At 59.3% G+C, this 20,118-nt stretch carries 22 protein-coding genes and 8 pseudogenes; 13 read left to right on the top strand and 17 right to left on the bottom strand.

Annotation, left to right across the window (positions count from 1 at the left end; genetic code table 11):
* Positions 1 to 5: 5 nt before the first annotated feature.
* The 3 genes from V8P77_RS13410 to V8P77_RS34800 form a co-directional block, all read right to left on the bottom strand.
* Positions 6 to 1,256 (bottom strand): type II toxin-antitoxin system HipA family toxin, encoded by a 1,251-nt coding sequence (locus tag V8P77_RS13410; protein WP_264396521.1) that lies wholly within the window; start codon positions 1,254 to 1,256, stop codon positions 6 to 8.
* On the bottom strand, positions 1,249 to 1,584 hold the full coding sequence (locus V8P77_RS13405) for a helix-turn-helix domain-containing protein (protein ID WP_264396522.1): 336 nt from the start codon (positions 1,582 to 1,584) through the stop codon (positions 1,249 to 1,251). The genes V8P77_RS13410 and V8P77_RS13405 overlap by 8 nt, the downstream gene beginning before the upstream one ends.
* Before the next feature lie 164 nt (positions 1,585 to 1,748).
* Positions 1,749 to 1,994: a transposase gene (locus V8P77_RS34800; RefSeq protein WP_373694594.1), complete on the bottom strand. Its 246-nt coding sequence runs from the start codon at positions 1,992 to 1,994 to the stop codon at positions 1,749 to 1,751.
* A 100-nt stretch (positions 1,995 to 2,094) separates the two neighbouring features.
* Between V8P77_RS34800 and V8P77_RS13400 the strand changes: the two are divergent.
* The 8 genes and pseudogenes from V8P77_RS13400 to V8P77_RS13365 all read left to right on the top strand — a co-directional run.
* A pseudogene (locus V8P77_RS13400) lies at positions 2,095 to 2,502 on the top strand (IS110 family transposase); the annotation flags it as partial.
* Positions 2,462 to 3,247, top strand: coding sequence for a tyrosine-type recombinase/integrase (locus tag V8P77_RS13395; protein ID WP_373694590.1), 786 nt, complete (start codon positions 2,462 to 2,464; stop codon positions 3,245 to 3,247). The pseudogene V8P77_RS13400 and the gene V8P77_RS13395, both read left to right, overlap by 41 nt.
* A gap of 3 nt (positions 3,248 to 3,250) precedes the next feature.
* A pseudogene (locus V8P77_RS13390) lies at positions 3,251 to 3,445 on the top strand (transposase zinc-binding domain-containing protein); the annotation flags it as partial.
* A 152-nt stretch (positions 3,446 to 3,597) separates the two neighbouring features.
* The gene (locus V8P77_RS13385) at positions 3,598 to 3,912 is read left to right on the top strand and encodes a hypothetical protein (RefSeq protein ID WP_264396523.1); all 315 of its coding nucleotides are present in this window, start codon (positions 3,598 to 3,600) and stop codon (positions 3,910 to 3,912) included.
* A gap of 2 nt (positions 3,913 to 3,914) precedes the next feature.
* Positions 3,915 to 4,799, top strand: a complete 885-nt coding sequence (locus V8P77_RS13380) for a tyrosine-type recombinase/integrase (protein WP_264396524.1) — start codon at positions 3,915 to 3,917, stop codon at positions 4,797 to 4,799.
* A gap of 406 nt (positions 4,800 to 5,205) precedes the next feature.
* Positions 5,206 to 5,553 (top strand): hypothetical protein, encoded by a 348-nt coding sequence (locus V8P77_RS13375; RefSeq protein ID WP_264396525.1) that lies wholly within the window; start codon positions 5,206 to 5,208, stop codon positions 5,551 to 5,553.
* Positions 5,554 to 5,838: 285 nt separating this feature from the next.
* A complete protein-coding gene (locus tag V8P77_RS13370; protein ID WP_335912951.1) occupies positions 5,839 to 6,504 on the top strand; it encodes a hypothetical protein in 666 nt (221 codons plus the stop codon).
* Positions 6,505 to 6,727: 223 nt separating this feature from the next.
* Entirely contained in the window at positions 6,728 to 7,663 is a 936-nt protein-coding gene (locus V8P77_RS13365; RefSeq protein WP_264396527.1) for a BrxR family helix-turn-helix transcriptional regulator, read from the top strand.
* Between the two features lie 25 nt (positions 7,664 to 7,688).
* Here V8P77_RS13365 and tnpC (V8P77_RS13360) read toward each other — a convergent pair whose 3' ends face one another.
* The 6 genes and pseudogenes from tnpC (V8P77_RS13360) to V8P77_RS13335 all read right to left on the bottom strand — a co-directional run.
* Positions 7,689 to 9,221, bottom strand: a complete 1,533-nt coding sequence (tnpC, locus tag V8P77_RS13360) for an IS66 family transposase (RefSeq protein WP_264396528.1) — start codon at positions 9,219 to 9,221, stop codon at positions 7,689 to 7,691.
* 71 nt (positions 9,222 to 9,292) lie between these two features.
* A complete protein-coding gene (gene tnpB, locus V8P77_RS13355) occupies positions 9,293 to 9,649 on the bottom strand; it encodes an IS66 family insertion sequence element accessory protein TnpB (protein ID WP_094086125.1) in 357 nt (118 codons plus the stop codon).
* On the bottom strand, positions 9,646 to 10,122 hold the full coding sequence (tnpA, locus tag V8P77_RS13350) for an IS66-like element accessory protein TnpA (protein ID WP_264396529.1): 477 nt from the start codon (positions 10,120 to 10,122) through the stop codon (positions 9,646 to 9,648). Before tnpA (V8P77_RS13350) ends, tnpB (V8P77_RS13355) begins: the two co-directional genes overlap by 4 nt.
* A 624-nt stretch (positions 10,123 to 10,746) precedes the next feature.
* A complete protein-coding gene (locus tag V8P77_RS13345) occupies positions 10,747 to 11,061 on the bottom strand; it encodes a hypothetical protein (protein WP_264396530.1) in 315 nt (104 codons plus the stop codon).
* A gap of 40 nt (positions 11,062 to 11,101) precedes the next feature.
* Positions 11,102 to 11,269 (bottom strand): annotated as a pseudogene (locus V8P77_RS13340) (transposase); the annotation flags it as partial.
* A pseudogene (locus V8P77_RS13335) lies at positions 11,268 to 11,444 on the bottom strand (IS110 family transposase); the annotation flags it as partial. The pseudogenes V8P77_RS13340 and V8P77_RS13335, both read right to left, overlap by 2 nt.
* Before the next feature lie 105 nt (positions 11,445 to 11,549).
* On the opposite strand from V8P77_RS13335, the gene V8P77_RS13330 reads away from it, so the two are divergent.
* From V8P77_RS13330 to tnpB (V8P77_RS13320), 3 genes and pseudogenes are all read left to right on the top strand, one after another.
* Positions 11,550 to 12,503, top strand: a complete 954-nt coding sequence (locus tag V8P77_RS13330) for a LeuA family protein (RefSeq protein ID WP_264396531.1) — start codon at positions 11,550 to 11,552, stop codon at positions 12,501 to 12,503.
* 76 nt (positions 12,504 to 12,579) lie between these two features.
* Complete coding sequence (gene tnpA, locus V8P77_RS13325; protein ID WP_264396532.1) at positions 12,580 to 13,050, top strand: IS66-like element accessory protein TnpA; 471 nt, start codon at positions 12,580 to 12,582, stop codon at positions 13,048 to 13,050.
* Positions 13,047 to 13,165 (top strand): annotated as a pseudogene (gene tnpB, locus V8P77_RS13320) (IS66 family insertion sequence element accessory protein TnpB); the annotation flags it as partial. The gene tnpA (V8P77_RS13325) and the pseudogene tnpB (V8P77_RS13320), both read left to right, overlap by 4 nt.
* A gap of 368 nt (positions 13,166 to 13,533) precedes the next feature.
* On the opposite strand, the gene V8P77_RS13315 reads toward tnpB (V8P77_RS13320), so the two are convergent.
* The 7 genes and pseudogenes from V8P77_RS13315 to V8P77_RS13285 form a co-directional block, all read right to left on the bottom strand.
* Entirely contained in the window at positions 13,534 to 13,770 is a 237-nt protein-coding gene (locus V8P77_RS13315) for a hypothetical protein (protein ID WP_264396533.1), read from the bottom strand.
* A gap of 19 nt (positions 13,771 to 13,789) precedes the next feature.
* Positions 13,790 to 15,445, bottom strand: coding sequence for an IS66 family transposase (tnpC, locus tag V8P77_RS13310; protein ID WP_264396534.1), 1,656 nt, complete (start codon positions 15,443 to 15,445; stop codon positions 13,790 to 13,792).
* Positions 15,446 to 15,494: 49 nt separating this feature from the next.
* Positions 15,495 to 15,845, bottom strand: coding sequence for an IS66 family insertion sequence element accessory protein TnpB (tnpB, locus tag V8P77_RS13305; protein WP_264396535.1), 351 nt, complete (start codon positions 15,843 to 15,845; stop codon positions 15,495 to 15,497).
* 2 nt (positions 15,846 to 15,847) lie between these two features.
* Positions 15,848 to 16,285 (bottom strand): IS66-like element accessory protein TnpA, encoded by a 438-nt coding sequence (tnpA, locus tag V8P77_RS13300; RefSeq protein WP_264396536.1) that lies wholly within the window; start codon positions 16,283 to 16,285, stop codon positions 15,848 to 15,850.
* A 147-nt stretch (positions 16,286 to 16,432) separates the two neighbouring features.
* Positions 16,433 to 17,020 (bottom strand): plasmid pRiA4b ORF-3 family protein, encoded by a 588-nt coding sequence (locus V8P77_RS13295; protein ID WP_264396537.1) that lies wholly within the window; start codon positions 17,018 to 17,020, stop codon positions 16,433 to 16,435.
* Positions 17,017 to 17,175: pseudogene (locus tag V8P77_RS13290) on the bottom strand (transposase domain-containing protein); the annotation flags it as partial. The pseudogene V8P77_RS13290 and the gene V8P77_RS13295, both read right to left, overlap by 4 nt.
* A gap of 114 nt (positions 17,176 to 17,289) precedes the next feature.
* Positions 17,290 to 18,233: pseudogene (locus V8P77_RS13285) on the bottom strand (tyrosine-type recombinase/integrase).
* 656 nt (positions 18,234 to 18,889) lie between these two features.
* Here V8P77_RS13285 and V8P77_RS13280 point away from each other — a divergent pair.
* Both V8P77_RS13280 and V8P77_RS13275 read left to right on the top strand, forming a co-directional pair.
* Positions 18,890 to 19,033 (top strand): annotated as a pseudogene (locus V8P77_RS13280) (transposase domain-containing protein); the annotation flags it as partial.
* Between the two features lie 14 nt (positions 19,034 to 19,047).
* Positions 19,048 to 19,275 (top strand): hypothetical protein, encoded by a 228-nt coding sequence (locus tag V8P77_RS13275; RefSeq protein WP_264396538.1) that lies wholly within the window; start codon positions 19,048 to 19,050, stop codon positions 19,273 to 19,275.
* A 50-nt stretch (positions 19,276 to 19,325) separates the two neighbouring features.
* On the opposite strand, the gene V8P77_RS13270 is transcribed toward V8P77_RS13275, so the two are convergent.
* Positions 19,326 to 19,964 (bottom strand): tyrosine-type recombinase/integrase, encoded by a 639-nt coding sequence (locus tag V8P77_RS13270; RefSeq protein WP_264396539.1) that lies wholly within the window; start codon positions 19,962 to 19,964, stop codon positions 19,326 to 19,328.
* Positions 19,965 to 20,118 lie beyond the last annotated feature (154 nt).

Below are 20,118 nucleotides of genomic sequence, written 5' to 3'. Positions count from 1 at the left end.
TGCCTTCATTCCAGCGCAGACGCTCGCTTTAGGTCGTCATGCTCGAATGCACTGGCCATACGATTGATTTCGCTATTCCGCGCGCCAACCGCCTTGGCAGTCTCACGCCAGGTCGCCGTGACGGTCGCCACCTCCTTGATGATGGTTCGTGCCTGGCCCAGCGAGAGCGCAAAATATTCCGATGCAGCCTCCAGGAGGTCGAGCGAGCAGGTGCCTTCGTCGAGATCGATATTGGTGGTCAGCACCCGAGCTTTGAGATCGGTCGGAACGGGGTTGAGATCGTAGGCCGGCGACAGCGACCAGCCGGCTCTGCCCAACCATAGAAATCCGTGGTTGCGCAGATGATCGTCGACGTTGGAGATCAGCACGTTGAAAACCACGCGCCGATAGAGAGCGTGCGCGTCGGTCTTCCCTTGCGCTCCGTGCTCCGCGAGTGCATCGACAATTTCGGGATAACTGCCGCGCTCGCCATCCCTGGCACCCATCATCGCCATCGCTGACAGAAACGGAATGCGGCTGGCGCCGTTGCGGTCGAAGCGTCTAGACAACATGACGGCTTTACCGGCCACTTCTATCAGCTCGTGTCTCGGGGTTGCGATACCGGCCTGGTCAGCAAGCCGGAGGGCGATCTCCTCCCAGGTCTCCATGCTGTATTCGTCGGTCTCTTTCGGAAACTTAGCGATGGAAAGATGGCCATGCTGATCGACGACCGAAGCTTTCGGTCGTGCGCCGCCCAATGACGAACCGGGAGCGAAAATGAGCTGCAGGTCTTCGTCTGTCTCTTCATCACGCAGAATGCGCTCGGTGATCTGCAGAAGCCGACCAAGCTCGATGACGGCCGGGACGCCAGTTTGGATGGGAGCCTGGAAGACCTCCTCCCCGACCCACCGGAATCGAAGCGCGCCGAGACGAGTTTCGTCGGCGACACCCAGCAGGTAATCGCTTTCGGCAAGTGTGCGGACAGCTCGCGCCTCGCGTTCCGCGCTGCGACGCTCCGCGCGTTGCATGAGCCGCCGCCCCCATGTGTCGGGAGCAGAGTCGCCGATCGACCCGAACGTTGCCAATCCTGCCGGCGGAGCGAATGCCCCGCGGGTCAATGCGAGCGCGGGCTCCAGCGAGAAGCGATCAGGGTCCTTCAGCCAGCCATCGTCATACTCGAACAGTATAGTCTCAGAGCCGCGGATGCGATTGCTCCGCGCCAGTCCAATTTTGCGGGTATCCCCAGCAAGGTAGATATGAACCTCGAAGTCAGCCATCGCGAGACGATCCTGACGCGAGCTTCAGGCGAACGCGCTTCGGCAGATCGGCACTGGCAAGCGCCTGGCCGACACTGTCGTTACGGATGTCAGCAACCTGGGTCAACCCGTCGAGGAGGCCTAATGCCTGGAGGACGCCCGCATAAATTCCGATGCTGACATTCGTGTCGCCCGCCTCGATCTTTTGCAGCGTCGAGCGAGAGGTAAACGCTCGCTCTGCCACGACAGCCATCGGCAGCTTACGTCGGCGACGAGCATCCTGGATATCCGCACCGAGCTTTCGCAGAGCTCGCCTGACGGCTGCCGATGGTTGATGGGGAGTAGGCATATGAAACCTTCGCGCTACAGAATTTGCCTTTATGTAGCACGAAGCTCACAACGCTTCTAGTGTTGTGACTCCAACGCCTGTCGCCCGCAGGCGACCTTTTCAAGAATGTGGGTAGCGGATTTTGTCCAAACGAAGGGCTTCGGATCGGTGTTGTGATGATCGAGTTAGTCTTGAATTGCACCTTCGAGCTCGGCGACACTCTTGAATACGCCACACTGGATGCGGTCGCTTGTGATCAAGCCGAATAAGCGTTTGACTTGATTGAGACACCAGGACGCCGAAGTGGGGGTGAAATGCATGTGGAACTGGGGATGCTTGGCCAGCCAAGCCTTGACCGTCGGGTGTTTATGGGTGGCATAGTTGTCTGCGATCAGGTGCAGGTCGAAGCCCTTGGGCGTGCTGCGGTCGATGAGCCGAAGGAATTTAAGATCCTATGAGGAGGTGAACAGCGGGCGGCGCTCTGCCAGAGTGTTCTCGCTGAAAAACCAACTCTGGAGACCGACATGCCTAATGCAGCACCATTCCGAAGCGCCATCCGCTGTTCGCGTCGACCTTAGCGCGATTTTCGTCTCGCTTGAACTCAGCCAGTCGAAGTGGCTGGTGACGTCGCTGTCGCCGGGAAATGGCGAGAAGCTTTCGAAGTTCACGGTGCCAGCAGGCGACGTTGCCGGAATGCTCGCTCGCTTTGCCGAGCTGCAACGGAAGGCTCAGGCACGGGCGGGTCAGCGCTTTCCGTTGGTCGTCATCCAGGAGGCCGGGCTGGATGGGTTTTGGATCCATCGTGTGCTCGAAGCCGAGGGGATCGAAAGCCACGTCGTCGATCCGGCCTCGATCGCGGTCTCGCGGCGCAAGCGTCGCGTCAAGACCGACAGAATCGATGGCGAGATGCTGGTGCGAACGCTGCTGGCCTACCGCCGACGACCTGCGCCGGTTCCAGATCGAGCAGCAGGAGAACGGCGTTCCCGTTCCGACCATGAACAGCATCGTGTCGGCGCTGCGCTTCTTCTTCACTCACACGCTCGACTGCCCGGACCTAGCGCGCAGGCTCGTCCGGCTGGCGCATCCGCGCAAGCTGCCCGTGGTGCTCAGCCGCGACGAGGTGGCCCGCTTGCTCAACGCCACAACCTGCCTCAAGCACCAGGCCGCATTGTCGGTCGCTTATGGCGCGGGCCTGCGCGTCGCGGAGGTAGCGATGCTGAAGGTCGCCGACGTCGACAGCGAGCGCATGCTGCTGCGTGTCGAGCGCGGCAAGGGTGGGCGCTATCGCAACGCCATGCTGTCGGAGGACCTGCTCGCACTTCTGCGGCAGTGGTGGAGGGTCGGGCGGCAGCAGGGTGTGATGCATCGCGACGGCTGGCTGTTCCCCGGACAGCACGCGATGAAGCCGATCAGCACGCGGCAGCTCCATCGCATCGTCGTCGAGGCGGCGCAGGCCGCCGACATCGCTAAGCGGGTCGGGCCGCACACGCTGCGCCACAGCTTCGCCACCCACCTTCTGGAGGACGGCACCGACATACGGATCATCCAGGTCCTGCTCGGGCACGCCAAGCTTAACAACACGGCTCTCTACGCCAAGGTCGCGACCCGCACGGTGCGGGCGGTGACGAGCCCGCTCGACAAGCTCGGGCTGTTCAAGCCGGGAGAGATCTCGCCCGACGGCTGAGCCGTGCACACCTCGGTCGAGGTCGCCGACATCCTCCGTGCAGCCGGGCCTGCCTATCGGGCCGCCCATGCCGGTCACCTGAGCCTCACCCAGCTCAAGGTCATGTCGGCCATCGAGCACTGCCGTACCGCGGCGCTTGGCGGGCATGTCGAGGCCTGCGAGGACTGCGGCCAGTGGCGCATCGCCTACAACTCCTGCCTTATGGGCAGATCCAGTAATGGGGAGCTGGCGGCCGCGGTGTCAGTATTTTCCTGTGAATCGTCGATCTCTCACTCTTCATAACATGGCGCCGGTGGTGCCCCGTCTGCTCGGCCACTGATGGCCGATCACAAGCGATGCGTGGGACGAACATGTTGGAGACCTACTTCTCTGCGTCGAAGATGCTGGGGCATCTGCGCAGCGGGCCGAGCAGGCCATATCTAGATGGCTTCGCCGCAGCGCTCGAACGGCAGGGCTATGGCTCCGAGACGGCCGTGCGCTATCTGCGGGCGGCAGCTCATGTCGGCCATGTCATGGCAGAGCGCGATGCAAGCGTGAGCGACATCGATTTGGCGGCGTTCGAACAGCATCTGCGAACGTGCCGATGTCCGCGCGCCAGGGGAGGCCGCCGCAACCATCACACCATCTACGGCGCAAGGCTCTTCCGTCGCACCTCGAAGAAATAGGCGTGTGCAAGCCCGCGGTCGCGGCGATGCGGCCTGCCGAACCGCAGTTGGTCGTCGGCTTTAAAGCATGGCTCAGCAAGCATTGCGGGGCATCCGATGCGACCATAAGACTCTACGCGCGCGATGCAGCCAGCATTATGGCAGCACTTGGAACGGACCCGACGCATTGGAGCCCCACCGATGTCCGCGGCCACTTCATGAAGCGCGCGAGCACATGCGGGCGCGGCACCATCGAGAAGATGACCACGAGCCTGCGGGCATTCTTGCGCTACCTCGCCGTTCAAGAGCACTGCCGGGCCGGTCTCGACAATGCCGTTCCGGCCTACGCCCATTGGCAGCTTGCCGAGATGCCGCGATATCTGTCGGGCGAACAGGTCAGCCGGTTGATTGCTGCCTGCGATGGTGACGCCGGCGGGCGCCGGCGGGATCGCGCCATCGTACTGCTGTTGGCTCGCCTCGGCCTGCGGGCCGGCGACGTGGCACAGCTCCGTCTCATCGATATCGAGTGGCAGGCGGGTTCGCTGCGGGTCACGGGCAAGTCGCGCTATGAGGTTCGCTTGCCGCTGCCCCAGGACGTCGGGGATGCGATCGCTGCCTATCTCGAATGTCGAGCGTCGTGCTGTCGAAGCGATCGCGTGTTCCTGAGCACGATCGCGCCCAGCCGCCCGTTCCGGAACGGCGACGGCGTCTCTTCGGTGGTCAGGCGCATTATGAAGCGGGCTGGCGTCGTGACGCCCGTCAAGGGTGCGCACGCACTGCGGCACACCGCGGCGACCGAGATGCTGCGCCACGGCGTACACGGAGTCGAACGAAGCCGAGATCCGCCAGAAGTTCTTCGAGTTGGTCGGTCATGTGCCGGCGAACGTGGTGATCATGACATGGTTTAGCTTTCTGATCACCCACGCCGTTAAGCCGTTTCAGGGCGCACTGTTCGACTTCCGGGTCGCCGGCATGGTGCTGGTCTCGGCCTAGTCGGGGATACGCTTCTATAATAGCAAGGGGATTGGAGTTCCGTGGCCAGAAGAGGTCATCGACAAGCACTATTTCGACCCGATCCGCCGAGTCTATTCCGACAAACGCCCCAAGCTTGCGGTCCGGTGCAACGAAAGGAGCGGTGGCGCCGTAATCGACCGGATCAGCCGCGTCTTCCCGAACGTCTTTGTCGACGAGGTCCAGGACCTAGACGTTATGACTCTAACGCCTGTCGCCTACGGGCGACCTTTTCAAGAATGTCGGTAGCGGATTTGGTCCAAACGAAGGGCTTTGGATCGACGTTGTGATGATCGAGATAGCTTGAATTGCACCTTCGAGCTCGGCGACACTCTTGAATACGCCACACCGGATACGATCGCCTTCGGAATTCAGGCCCTATGCAAATCTGAATTGGTGTCCCCGCCGGTACGCCGCATTCTCACCGATCATTTCCTGCACGAACGAAAAATCACCATTCGACGAGACGATATATTGCTCCGACTCCGCTATTTGCAGCGAGTTGACATACCTCATGTTGTCGATACTGAGCTGAAGAGGCACGCCGGCAGCGATCGCATCGAGATCAGCCTGAGCCCGTGCGAACTTGGCTCGAACCTGCGGCAAATTTCGTCGTGCTTCGTCAGCTTCTCTACCCAGTCCCAGAAGTGAGACGGCGGAGAGCTTTCGTATCAGATCCCGAGCTCCGTTGCGAGTTCTCCTAACCATATCAACAATGCTTGGGCACCCGAGTCCAAGGTTTCCGTAGGGGCTATGATCTCGCTTGTTTGCCCACACGACGGCGGCATCTCCAAGAACGAACTCCTGGCCCGCCGGAGCGGCGTGCAGCACAAGCGCTTTGTCGAGATAGTGTTGTGTGAACTCGGCTAGATCTCACTGCTGACATACGAGCCCTGCTTCGACCTCGACCGGGAAGAGTGGTTTGTTGATGTCGATTTGAAGCCGATCCGTGCCTCGGAACCCTTCGTGAGGTTCGGATTGGTCCGGTTCCAGAAGCTGTCAATCACCCAAGATATCATGGTGTCGGAGCCGGTAACCGTGATAATGCAGCTCTTGCCGCAACGGAACGTCGACCTGATCGACCACGGCGTTTCGGAGAATGGGGCACGCATGCTGGAGCTTGTCGTGCGTGGCATGGGTTCGCTCGATATCAAAGATCTTGACCCTGGGACACTGCCGGGCAACGAAACTAGCCAATGGGTTAAGGATTTCGACCTGCTCAGGATGCCCAAGATACGGCTTGCCGTGTTCCATGAGGTCGGCATCGGGCCTAGCCTCGTTCGGACTCCATGCGATCCAGAGGGCCTCCAGGTGGACGAACTCGGGCAGACCGTTCTCGCGGAAGCCGAAGTCGAGAACGACGAACTTGTGTGGAAGATCGATTTCACCCTTCCGTCAGGGTTGCTGCGTGACCTCGGTCCGGGACGATTTGTCAGCTATGTGGAAGAAGTGGATCGTCGCATGCCCGCAACCTACCGCCCCGAACCGATTAGCCTCAACACTATGTTCTCCCCCGACAAGTTTGAGACATCCGGGCCACGATTCAGCGCGCGCATCGCCTTTCTAGAAACAACGAAAGAGCTTCTGGAAACAGTGCCGTGACCTGGCGAAGAGAGGAGGGCTGAGGTCGGACAAAAGCCAGTGAGAAGCCAGCCCGGTCATTGCGAGATTGACTGTGCGCCGCTTGTGTCAAATGCAGTTGAAAGGATTCGAACCGTTGACGACCCACTCGTGATAGCTATGTGCTTGGCGAGCAACACGTTCTTCTGTTCGCCGGCCGGAGAAGTTCCCTTCGATACACTATGCGATCTTCGTGGCCCAAAGGGTGAACATCGCAACAACGCTTGACGGGCTCGTGGAAGCGCAATTCTGTCCGGCCCTTGAGGCGCATCCACGCCGGCCATCGGAGCAACGCCTGGAGTTCATCGAGTTCAAGTGCTTCTGGGAAGGTGGCATCCGCCGCGCAGACATTACAAACCGCTTTAACGTGTCCGTTCCGCAGGCTTCAAACGATCTTTCCCTCTATCAGGGTCTAGAACCGGAGAACATCCGATACGACACCCGGGAAAAACGATACGTTCCAACCGCCAGCTTCACACCCCGCTTTTTCAAGCCGAGTGCGGAACGCTACCTTGCGCAATTGAAGATGATCGCCGATCGTGTAATCGGTATCGATGACACGTGGATTGGCCATCCACCGCCGATCGATGCGCTGCCCATCCCTTTCAGATCAGTCCAGCCCGACGTCTTTAAATCGCTGCTTGGAGCTATCCGCGCAAAGCTGTCGATCGAGATATTTTACCAGTCGATGAGCAAGAGCCGGCCTGACGCAGTTTGGCGGCGTGTAACACCCCGTGCCTTTGGGAATGACGGCTTGCGCTGGCATGTTCGCGCATTCTGCCATCTGGACCTCGCATACAAAGATTTAATCCTATCACGCTGCGAAAACGTGCGGAATTATGAGGTAAGCGATGGTTTCGACGTTCCGGACCGCGAATGGGAAACCTTCTTCGAGGTAGTCCTACGGCCAAACCCCGATCTCTCGGCATCGCAACAGCGCACGGTTGCACTCGATTACGCAATGGACAATGGCCGCGCTCACATCTCCGTTCGGCGCGCCTTACTTTATTACTTTCAGAAACGACTGAGGCTCGATATCGACACCGATCGGCCAGCCGAGCGGCCAGTCGTCGTGGAAAACTGGGATGACTTCCGTGCAGCGATGTTGGAAGACAAGAACCGATCTAGCATTGCATCCTAGAATTGATATACCGTAAGCGGTGTTTTCAGGCCACGGCTTTGAGTTCGAGCTTTGCGGTATAGGCCCATGGCAACAGGTCATCGATTTGGCTGTTTGGATGACCGTTGACGATGCGGGTGAGGATATCTGAGAGATAGGCCAGAGGCTCGACTTGGTTGAGCTTGGCGGTCTCGATGAGCGATGCGATGGTTGCCCAATGTTCGGCCCCAGCGTCGGAGCCTGCGAAGAGTGCATTCTTGCGATTGAGCGCAATTGGCCTGATGGATCGTTCGACGGTGTTGGAGTCGATCTCGATCCGGCCATCGTCGATGAAGCGGGTTAAGCCATCCCAGCGTGACAGGGCATAGCGGATCGCTTCGGCGAGCTTCGTCTTCTGGCTGATGTAGTCGAGCTGTTCGCGTAGCCAGGGAGCGAGGCTGTCGGTGATCGGTCGGCTCTTCTCTTGGCGCGTGGCGCTACGCTCCTCGTGTGTGCGGCCACGTATCTCGTCTTCGATTCTGTAAAGTTCGGCGATGCGTCGAAGCGCCTCGCTGGCGATGGGTGCCGGACCGGCGGCGGCCAGTTCATAGAAGCGGCGTCGAACGTGAGACCAGCAGAATGCCAGCGACACGGTGTTCCTTGCCGCGAGCGGGCGATATCCACTGTAGCCGTCGACCTGCAGGATGCCGACGAAGCCCTCGAGATGGACCATCGGACGTTCACCTTTGCGGTCCGGCGCATAGACATAGGCGACGCCGGGCGGGTCATCGCCCTGCCATGGCCTGTCATCACGCGCATAGGCCCAAAGCTGCCCCGTCTTGGTCTTGCCACGTCCCGGATCGAGCACCGGGGCTGTCGTCTCGTCGGCGAAGAGCTTGGACGACGACTTCAAATGATCAAGCAGCCGCTGATGGACCGGGCGCAGATGCCAGGCGGCACGACCGACCCAGTCGGCGAGCGTCGAGCGATCGAGATCGATGCCCTGGCGCTTGTAGATTTGCGCCTGGCGGTACAGCGGCAGGTGATCGGCATATTTGGAGACCAGAACCTGGGCGACGGTTGCCTCGGTCGGAATGCCGCCCTCGATCAGGCGAGCAGGAGCGGCGGCCTGGACCACGACCTCTTCGCAAGCCCGGCAAGCATACTTTGGGCGACGCACCACCAGAACGCGGAATTGGGCGGGCACAATGTCCAGCTTCTCGCTGACATCCTCGCCGATCCGATGCAGATCATGGCGGCAGCAAGGACAGGCATGGTCATCGATATCGACTGTGATCTCGATGCGCGGCAGGTGTGCTGGTAGCGAACCCCGGTTCGTACGCCGCTTGGCGACCTGCGCCTGGCGAAGAGCATTCGACGTCTGCTCCTTCTCTTCCAGCCCGGCAGCCTCGACCTGTTCGGCCTCTTCAAGCCCCAACAGAAGCTGGTCCTCGGGAAGGGTCTCGGCCCGGCGGCCGAAGCGATGGCGCTGCAATTCCTTGATGATCTGACGCAGGCGGGCATTCTCCGCCTCGCGCGAAAGCACCATGGCTTTCAGCGCGTTCAGGTCATCGGGAAGCTCGTCTGCCGTCATCGTCATGGATCGAGAACAGCATATTTTGCCGCTCAGAACGAGAGGTTAGATAGTGCTGATTCAATTGGTCGCGGCCGCTATCCAGCCTTTATCGGCGCTCGCGTTTCGCTCGGCGCATGAACGCGTTTCCAGTCCAATCCCTCGAACAAAGCCGAGAACTGAGCGGCCGTCAGATGCATCGCACCATCTTGCATCCGAGGCCAATGGAACTCGCCATCCTCAAGCCGCTTGGCGACCAAGCACACGCCGCTACCGTCCCAGAAGATCAGCTTGATCCGGTCCGTTCGCTTGGCCCGGAACACGTAGATCGTGCCAGAGAACGGGTCGGCACCCATCTGGGCCTTCACCAGCGCTGCCAATCCTTCCGCGCCTTTGCGGAAGTCGACGGGCTTGGTGGCGATCATCACCTTTACCGCACCGGACGGACCAATCACGATTGAGCCTTCAACGCCTGGATAACGGCGACGATCGTTGCGGCATCGGTGCCAGAGGCGATACGCAGCGTGGCTCCATCAATTTGCAATTCGATAGCCGCCTCCGGACAAGCTTTTCGTGGCAAACGTGCCTGCCGCGCCTTCTTCGGCCCCGATTTCTCCGGCGACACGACGACCGCTGGCGCAAACATCGGTTCTTCCTCCGCCACAGCAAGAGCCTCAAGCGGCTTTCGGGCGAGCCGTCGCCATGTGAACAATTGCTGTGGCGTCAACCCATGCCGCCGCGCCACAGAGCACACCGTCACGCCAGGCTCGCAACTCTCTGCAATGATCTGCGTCTTCTGATCGTCGCTCCATTCGCGACGACGGCCACGGCCGGTGAATATCTCAAACCGGCGGACCGGCTCATCCTTGGAGTTAAGCGTAAGCTCTGAAATCGACATATGTCCAAGCCCTCTTTCGAGGCTGAACATCAATGATCAAGTGATGATCCGGAAGGTGGGATCAGGACAGCGCTTACGATATACCGTGCCGCCACAAGAAGAAGGGCGGGCATGGGTATGAGCGCGAGAATTGATACCGTCGTCGACATCGAGACCTTGCGTAGCCCGATACTAACTTTGCCCGAAGATATCGATGCGGCTTGGTTCCGAGACTGGGTGCCAATTTCGAACCGGCAGATCCGGCTTTTTCATGCCAAATGGGGCGAGACCATCCGGCGAATCACCGGATTTACCTGGCCGCCGGAACGCCCAGGCGTCGATGCAGTCTATGATCTCCTTCCGGAAGCTGCTCGTTACCCTTATTTCCTGCGGCTGTTCCTAGAGGAACTCGAACCCGGCCCGTTCGAGAAGCGAACCTACTTCAAACGTCTTGTATCGCGTTACGTAGACGCGCTTCGCGCCAGTGGTATCAACACTCACGCCCCAAAGGACGCGGAGACAACCGGTCAGCAGCTAGCCGAGCTTGCCGCACGCGGCCGAGGCGATGTATCTACCGCGGTCGTCCTGCTTGAATGGTCCGCGCAGCCGACCCCGGACAAACCGTTGTCGATGTTTAATGTTGCCGAAGCGCTGCCTGGTCTTCGATCCTATATCTTAACCTATATGGCTTGCTGGTCCGAACCGTTTGAGACGCTTCTCGCAGGCGACCCGCTTCCCATGACAGGCACTCCCATGGAAGGCGAAGAGCCCGAAGATAGTTACGTCGACCACTCTGTTCGGCCAGACGCCGTTCAAGGTAATTGGAACGACGCGATCGCAGCAATGGCGCGCCTGCTTGTAGCGGCAAGAAACGTACCTCCCGACGCATCGCTGGTCGGCGCACTGGAAGACCAACTGAGCATCCTCGACGAAGCGGTAAAGCAGCATTCCCTCGACCACGGTCCGCGCACCACCGAGGAAATCAGCCATCGCGCGGCCCCCCTGCTAACTGAGAGCCCGATTCAAAAGTTTATTCGTAGATCCAATATCTTGCGATACGTCGGGATAGCATTCGGATTGACGCGATTTGCGCCCAGGCGGTGGCGCTTTCGAGCGATTTCTCCCAATCCTTGGCGAGACGGCGGCAGCGACCGAGCCATGCGAACGTCCTTTCAACGACCCATCGGCGTGGCAGCAAACCGCGCCAGCATGCCAGCGACATCGCCGGCCACCACCGCATGCTTCGACATCTTCGCGCCGCCGCCCGGCGACAGCGACGTGATCAGCCATTTCAAACGGCTGAGTTCCAATGAGACGAAGATTGCGCCAAGATCAATGCGGATACCCTCATCTTTCACGCGGCTTCTCAGCATGTTGTCAGTTCACCATCGAACCTCCTTCTGCTTGCTGCAGCACACTATGGACGGAAACTACACTAGGTTGTACGTCGATGCAATCCATCGGGGGAGGAAGTGAAAATGGCGCGTCTCATTGATTGCACCCTAAGAGAAGGCGCCCAAGCACCAAATGTTGTGTGGCGCATCGATCAATCTATTGCAATTGCGCGCGGCCTTTTGGAATTCGGTGTGGACTGTATTGAAGCCGGACATCCCAGCGCAAGCAATCTCGAGTTCGATCGGACGCGGGCCCTTTCTCAACTTCGCCGGGATATCCCTTTGTTAGCACACGCCCGCGCACAAATCGAGGACATCCGCTGTGTGAAAGCGGCAGGTGCGGAATGGGTTGGGATTTTTGCAGGTGTCAGTGAGGTATCCCGGAACGTCAAGTTTCGAAATCGAAGCTTAGACGAGATCATTGGGCTGATCGAAACATCAATCGCTTTTGCAAAGTCCATCGGTCTGCAGGTCCGCTTTACGCTGGAAGACACCTCACGGACGGACTGGAACCTGCAGGGCATCGCCTATCGGGCAGCTATCTCCAAGGGTGCAGATCGCATTTGTTTTTCCGACACTGTTGGCGTGCTGACCCCGACTGAGGCTAGATTGTCCTTGCAGCGCCTTAAATCAACATTCTCGCAAACACCGATCGAGGTACATTTCCACAATGATCGTGGCCTCGCCTTGGCGAATGCGGTCGAAGTTGCGCCCATGGTGAATTGGATATCGACCTCGGTGAACGGTATCGGGGAGCGCTGCGGTATCACTGATACGATCGCCATGCGCGCTAACTTGGATTTCGAACAGACGAGAACGCTGACGGCGGATCAGGTCGATCTGTCCCGCAAATTGAGCGATGTTGTCAGCGCACTGGGCCGAAACACTATTGAGGATCGGCTGCCGATTGTCGGGAGGTACGCATTCACTCATTGCGCTGATCTGCATATCAAAGCCTTTGAGAAAGACGTCAACGCCTATTGCTGGCTAAAAGACTTCGACGGTCAGAACACACATCGCAACGTCGCTGTATTGTGAGCGCGACGAACAGCCCACCTTTCCTTTTGTAATTGAGGCCGCGAGATAAGCTCCTTCATTGACAGGAGCGGAACGAATGGTTGGAGATCGCGCTGATGCCATGCTTGAAGTCATGGGTGAAGCCATGGATGAAGCTAGGCATGAGGGAAGATATCGTCGGATCGAGTTGATCACCGGTCGGCGCCAGCGGCGGAATTGGACTGACGAGGAGAAAGCGCGGATCCTTGCGGAAAGCGCGGAGCCCGACGTGAATATCTCGGCGATTGCCCGGCGCTGGGGCGTCAATCGCGGTCTGCTGAACGTCTGGCGCCGCGAAGCCGGACTGACCTCTCAACGATCCGCAAAAGCCTGCGCGCAGCAGGCGATGTTCGTGCCGGTAACGGTGGTTGGCGATAGAACGTCTTCCGAGAGAGCGCCGTCGGATGTCGCCCACCATGCTGCGGGTCGTATTGAGATCGAGATTGCCGGCGCGCGAATGACCGTGATCGGCTCGGTGGCGCCCGAGTTGGCGCAGGCGATGGTGGCGGCGTCGCGAGGACGCCGGTGATCGGACTTTCGCCGAATGGCGTGAAGATCATGGTGGCGACGCAGCCGGTCGACTTCCGGCGCGGCATGAATGGACTTGTGGCTTGGTGGCGTCCGCGCTTGCGGCCGATCCCTTCTTATGCATCGGGTGAGATTCTGTGGCGGAGCCGTCATGGCGCCAGCCGGGGACTGCTAAATCTGGCATCTTCCGCAACATAATGTTTTAGCTTAGATACTGTTCAGCAGTTGCAGAACGGCATCGGTGGACCGGAAGCGCGTTCCGTAATCACCCTCGATGCCCGCCTTTGCGAGTCCGTTACGCATCATCTCGACATCCGCGGCGGCATAGCGTTAGCGCTGTTTTGCTCCCACCTTCCGGATTGCCAGCTGACCGTTGATGTTATGCCCGAACAGGGCTTGTAAGCATCCGAGGAGGGCCGCGGGATAGGGTCTCGTGCGCGAACCGGAGCCGGGCTAACCTTGGTTGGGCTTTTAGCGACGGTTTTTATGTGCGGTCGGCGTCCCTGCGAGCCTCGACGATATATTTGAGGTTCTCGATGCCGTCTTGGGAGAAGAGGACAATGTGCTCGCTCAATTCGGACGCCGGAAAGTTGTCATAGGCACTGAGGCAGCCATCTTCGGAGAACATTTCGATGGAGCACTCGTGCAGGAAGTCCTCGTCTTCACCGAGCATTTTGGCCACGTATTTCAGCGTGTACAGAGTTGAGTTCCTGTATCCCATTCGTTGGACCCTTTCTCCGTCAGGCGGCCTGTAGAGAAGCCGGGCTATCAATCTGCCGGTTACTTTTCCACTCCCATGGAAGCAATTCGTGCAGGCGTGAGACGGGAAGATCGGCGATGCGGGCAAGGATGTCCGCGAGCCATGCCTTGGGATCGACGTCGTTCAGGCGGGCCGTCATGATGAGGGTGAGCATGACGGCGGCGCGGTCAGCACCGCGATCGGAACCGGCGAATAGCCAGGATTTTCTGCCGCAAGCGACACCGCGCAACGCTCTTTCCGCGGCATTGTTCGTCATGCAAATTCTGCCGTCGTCCACATAGCGGGCGAAGTCAGACCAACGCGAGAGCATGTAATTGATCGGCTCGATCAGGGGGGAGGATCGCGATAGGACAGCGCGTTCCTGTTGCAGCCATTCTTCCATCGCCTCCAGAATGGGCTTGCTCTTCTCCTGTCGTACGTCGCGCCGCTCGTCGGCAGTCATGCCGTTGATCTCGCGCTCGATGGCAAAGAGCGCATCGATGCGTTTGACGGCTTCCAGCGCCACAGGAGAGATTGGCCTGGCACCCTGGCCCCGGCGCGCACGACGAGAGACGTCGGCGAGTTCGAAGAACTTTCGGCGCGCATGGGCGAAGCAGAAGGCTGGTGTCACCGGCATTTGTTTCTTTGTCCGGTCGAACAGCGGGTTGAAGCCATTGTAACAGTCGGCCTGAAGTATCCCGCCGAACTCAGCCAGGTGTCTTTGTGGGTGCTCGCCGCGCCGGTTGCTGGTGGCATAAAACACCGCCGCGGGCGGCGCGGGACCGCAAAAAGGTTTGTCGTCCCGAACATATGTCCAGATCCGACCTGTCGTGCATTGCCCCTTGGCGAGGATTGGGATTGTCGTGTCGTCGCCATGTAGCCGTTCGGCCCGGAACACATGGGTTTCGATCAAATCGAATAACGGCAAGACGACAGCGGTGACATTGCCCACCTGGTCAGCCAGCGTCTGGGTCGAAAGCTCGATACCTTCGCATTTGAAGCGTGTACTCTGCCGATTGAGTGGAATGTGCTGCCCGAACTTGTCGAACACGATCGTCGCCAGCAGATTTGCGCCGAGGAAGCCGCGCGGCGTCACATGGAATGGAGCCGGCGCCTGGCTGATCGCTTCGCAATCCCGGCAGGTAAACTTCGGCCTTACCGTCTCAACCACCTTGAAGCGGCGCGGGATCTCCTCCAGCGTCTCGGTGATGTCCTCCGCCAGCTTTGACAGCCGGTCGCCACCGCAACGCCCGCAGCTTGTGGGGGCATCAATGACAATGCGCTCGCGTTCGATATCCTCCGGCCAGGGTTTGCGCACCGGCCTCTTGCGGGTAAAGGCTCGCACGGACGACTGGGCTTTGGCGACGGCAGCTTCGGCAGCCACTTCGTCCTCGGTCTCCGCCGTCACCAGTTCCTCGAGCTGCAGTTCCAACTGATCGATCAGCCGCGCTGTTCGTTCACGGCTCGGCCCATGCTTCTCGCGTTCCAGGTTTCCGATCAGCAATTGCAGTTGTGCTATCAGCGCCTCGGTGCTCGACAGTTTCGCCTTCGCGTTGGCCGCGTCGGCCTCGGCTTTTAGCCGCGCTTCGCGTTCAGCCAGCAGCGCTGGGTGAGCGCTGGCAAGGTCTGTCGGAAGAGAAAGCGGCGTCGATCCCATGACAGGGATTGAATCAGATTTTGAAGGAATTTCAACAGGAAAACGCCCTTCAAACGCGCGTCGGACGCCAGGTTTCTTGCGGATTGCGCCAGTCAATTCCGGACAGCAAATAGGAGAGCTGGGCTGTCGAGATCGTAACCGCCCCACCTTCCACGTTTGGCCAGATGAACCGCCCTCGCTCCAGCCTTCGAGTAAACAGGCAGGCTCCCAGTCCATCGTGCCAGATGATCTTGATCACGTCAGAACGCCGGACCCTGAAGCAGAAAAGGTGGCCGCTTAACGGGTCATGCTTCAATACCTCCTGGACCTGCAGGGCCAATGATGGAAAGCCGCGCCGCATATCCGCATAGCCCGTCGCCAGCCATACCTTCACACTTGTCCCCATCGGCAACGGGTTCATGGTCAAAGCGTCTCCAAGCCGCGGATGATCCGCAGCAACGCTTCCACATCGACGGTCTGATCAACGACCACGCGCCGACCGTTCGCGCTCACCACCTCCATACGGCCGCTATCCGACATCGGGTGTTGTGTCGGCGCTATTGGCGCAGAATATTCACCCGACGCATGGCGCTCCGGAACAACAAGGGTGGGAACGACCAGGGCCGAAACAAATCCTTCCGGTGAACCATTGCCAAGCCTTCCTTCCCGCGCAGCCTTGCGCCAGCTATTCAACTGAAAGCGCTTAATCCCGTGACGCTGAGCTGTAACCGTCACCTGCCGGGGACCGCAGAGGCTCTCTGCAACAATCGCAAGCTTGGCTTCATCACTGAACCGGCGGCGACGACCCCTATCCACAATCTCCAGGCGGCTTACCTGTTGATGGTCTCTGATAATGTCCATGGCTACAACACCGGCTATATTGACGTCGATATAGCCAGTGCTCTTCCATAATCCTCATCCGAACAAGGCGGCCCTGCTCGGATGCGTACCAGGGCTTCGACATATGACGATTAGTAACCGTCCGGCGAAGACCGCAGGCTACGTCCTTCAGGTTTTTGAGCGTAGGTTGCGGGTCCATTTCTTGGCGAGTGCCAGGAGGGCGAGCTCGATCGCGGGTTTGTCGATGACATCGGTGTCGAATTGGTTGCCGCCCCACCATTCGATGAGTTCTTCATGGCGTTCATGATCGGGGTCAGCAAGCGCTTCTATGAACTCCCGATAGCCCCCCGGTCCGCCGATATCTTCGGGTGGGCAAGCGCCTGTTGCGTCGATGAGGCTGAGAGAATCTAGACCTGGGATTGCGGGTGCGATGCGTTCGATCTTGATTGAATGTTCCCAGCCGTCTCCAAAGTCATAGAGGTATTTGAAGGATTTTGCTCCAGTGTCCTCGATCGCGGACAGAAGCGTTGCCTTGCGGGCATCCAGCGGGCCGTCACCCCAGCCGGGGTCCGGCATGCCGAAGCCGATGTTCTTGATGCGGAACTCGTAGAGGTGGCTGTTGGTCCAGCCAAAGGCTGCCTGAAGCACCAGGTGCAGCCGGTCGAGCCTGATGTCGAACGGCACTTCGATGCGGCGCATGACGGTCGGTTCGACATCATCGAGCATGATCTTGAGGCGGGCGATGGATGTGGTCATGCGGCAAATGCCTTCTCAACCGGCTGCCCAATTTCAGGATCGCTCTTCCATTCCCATGGCAGGAGTTCGGACAGTCTTGTGGACGGGTGCCCGGCGATCCTCGCCAGCACGTCTGCGAGCCATGCCTGCGGATCGACATCGTTGAGCTTGGCGGTTTATGCCGACCGGCGAACTATGCCGAATGCCTCTTCTGACAGGGACGGCAAACTGTGCGTTCCGAGCCAGTTTGGCGGGTCGCCGTTGTTTGGCGCTCGGCATAGTTCTCATCCTCAGAGGGTGTTCAGGAATTCCAGAAGCCGGTCGCTTGGTCGAAATCGCTCGGCCTTGGCGCGTTCGTACGGCTTCAGCTTTGCGAGTGCAGATTCCTTCAGTTCGAGATGCGCATGAAGATAGGTCAACGTCGTTTCCATTGCTTCGTGGCCCAACCACAGGGCAATGACCGAGCAGTCGACGCCCGCCTGCAGCAATTCCATGGCAGCGCTATGCAGCAAGACATGGGGCGACACCCGCTTTGAGCGAAGGGATGGGCAGTTCTCTCGCGCTTTGGCTACATATTTGTTCAACAGCGCCTGCACGCCGTCGGCGCTGAGCCTACCGCCGTGCATATTCGGAAAAAGAACCGTCGCGCCTCGCTTCCCTGGTTCTTTGAGCCAAAGCCGGAGGGCTTCCTGTGCAATCTTGGTGAGGGGCGTACTTCGCTCTTTGCGGCTCTTGCCGATGCATTGCACATGCGCACCGCGGCCGAGCATTACCGAGTCTCGGTCGAGGTCGGTGATCTCCGAGACGCGCAGCCCTGTTTGCGCGGCTAGCATAGCAGAGTGTAATCGCGGCGTCCCAGCCACGTGCTTCGATCCGTGCAATCCAGGATCGATTCAATCTCGGGCCTGGTTAGGAACTGAAGCTGCCGCTTGTCACATCGCTTGCTGGGGATCGCGAGCACACGCTGAATGTGGGCGCTATGTGTCGGTTCCTCGAACGCCGCATATCGGAAGAAAGATCGAATGGCCGTGAGGCGGAGATTGCGGGTCCTCACCGAGGCGGCTCTCTTTGTCTCAAGGTGCTCCAGAAATGCGCCGACGAAAGGCGCGTCCAAATCCCGCAGGGTCAACTGAGATGGGGACATCGCAAGGCGCGTCTGTGCGAACGCAAACAGGAGCCTGAAGGTGTCGCGATATGAGGCGATGGTGTTGGAACTTACACCTCGATGCTTCATGAGCCGATCCGTAAACCACCGCTCGATCAGCACCGCCAGGGGTGAGCGCTGCAAACCCGTCTGCGCCGAAAGGACAGACCTCCCGCAGAAATCGAAGCGACAGAAGCTTGTGGCTCCCCACTGTCGCGGCGGCGAGCCCTCTCTCAGTCGAGAGATATTGCCCGAATACATCGGCGATCTTCTCGTGCTCACTGCGCTGAATCGGAAGCGCGGCTGGTATTAAGCCTTTCTCTCGTAACGCCAAAAGCAAGCGGCGGAGTGCCGATCGATCGCCCGAGTCGGGCTTCCAGTGCTTGAAACGATGCTCAAGAAAGCGGTCGACGTGAACCTCGCTTAAATCCTGCGGAGCATGTCCATTGCCAACATGCCAGTCCATCAGATCCCGAAACAGGCTCAGCGAGCGCCACGTGCATTGCCGACCCAAACCTTCGTTCGACATTTTGGCGGCGTAAACGCCCGCAAACTCCCGATACGGACCGTAGACCAGCTTCCGGTATAGGGAGCTGCGATTCAAATAGTCAGCTGCGTTCATGTGTCCTCTCCTGCGCGTCAATTGCGACGGAGAGACCCTAATCTATGCCGATTAGCCGCCCGCTATGGTGCCGGAAACGTTGGCAAAAACTTGATTAATCGGCATAGTTCGACGGTCGGCATAAACCGCCAAGCTCAACAACGTCGAACCGCTGGCCTATCTCGCCGACGTGCTGACCAAGATCGTCAATGGCCACCCCAACAGTAAGATCGACGAGTTGTTGCCTTGGTCATACAGGTCCGATAAAATACCCACGACAAACGAATAGGCGGGGAGTGTGCCGTGACAGAGCAAAGCATCTCATGGGAGCAGGATGGCATCGACTCCGGCTGGTTCTTCGCCAGGAATGTCGGCTCAGTGAGGAGCAGTTCCAGTTATCGCCCTGGAGGCTGGTGGTTCCTTGCAAAGTGGCTACCTGACACGGAAGAAAACGATATTGGCCCCTTCAAAACCAAAACTGCGGCGTTGGCAGAGGCAGAGCGCCTAGCTGTTCGCCAGTTCAAAAAATAGCAGGAAGCATCAACTTCGGCTATACCGTGGCCCAATAACAGCGCTTACGGCTAGCGGTGGGTGGTGGCGACCTGCGCGTGCCCGAGCCAGGCTTGGATCGTCAAAAGATCCACGCCGGACTGGAGAAGCTTCATGGCGAGGGAGTGCCGGAAGATGTGTGGCGATATGGGCTTTTCGGCCAAGTCTGGCCTTATGGCCACTGCCTTGGCCGCCGCTCGTCGTACGATGTGGGTCGCCCCGAAGCGCGTCAGGCGCTCATTGTGGGCGCCGATAAAGATCGGTCTTGGTTGGTGGTTGGTGATTCCGCGTTCGCGCAACAAGGCCGCCAGCGCTCTCGCCAGATCCTGATGAACGGGGATGACGCGATCTTTGCGCCCCTTACCGTGCAACAGCACCTGCGAGTGCGGGCGTTCCAGCTGAAGGTCGTCAGCATTGACACCGATGGCTTCGGAGACCCGCGCGCCGGTCCGCGCCAGGAACAGCAGAAACGCGCGGTCGCGCCGACCACGGGGCGTCCTCTGATCGGGCGCCGCAATGACGGCGTCCACTTCTGCGTTGGTGAGATGGTGCGTCACCTCAATGTGCGCGAGTTTTGTGGGAATCGTCAGCACGCGTTGCGCGATACTAAAGGACGCCGGGTCGGCCGCTGCCACATGGTGGAAGAAAGATCGTATCGCAGTAATCGCCAATCACGCCGGAGCGCATGAACATAGGCGACCATCGCCACCCTGCTGCAAACGGCGAAGATGTATGCCATTGATCTGCAAGCATGGCTAACCCAAACCCTTCTGCCGCAGGTTGGAACGTTTGGTTTTGTGCTGGCCCGTCGTTGCGGGCGTGCCG

The organism is Rhizobium aouanii, assembly GCF_037002925.1.
Classification (GTDB): Bacteria; Pseudomonadota; Alphaproteobacteria; order Rhizobiales; family Rhizobiaceae; genus Rhizobium; species Rhizobium aouanii.
The sequence above is the reverse complement of the archived record's forward strand: the minus strand, read 5'-3'. Positions and strand labels throughout refer to the sequence as shown.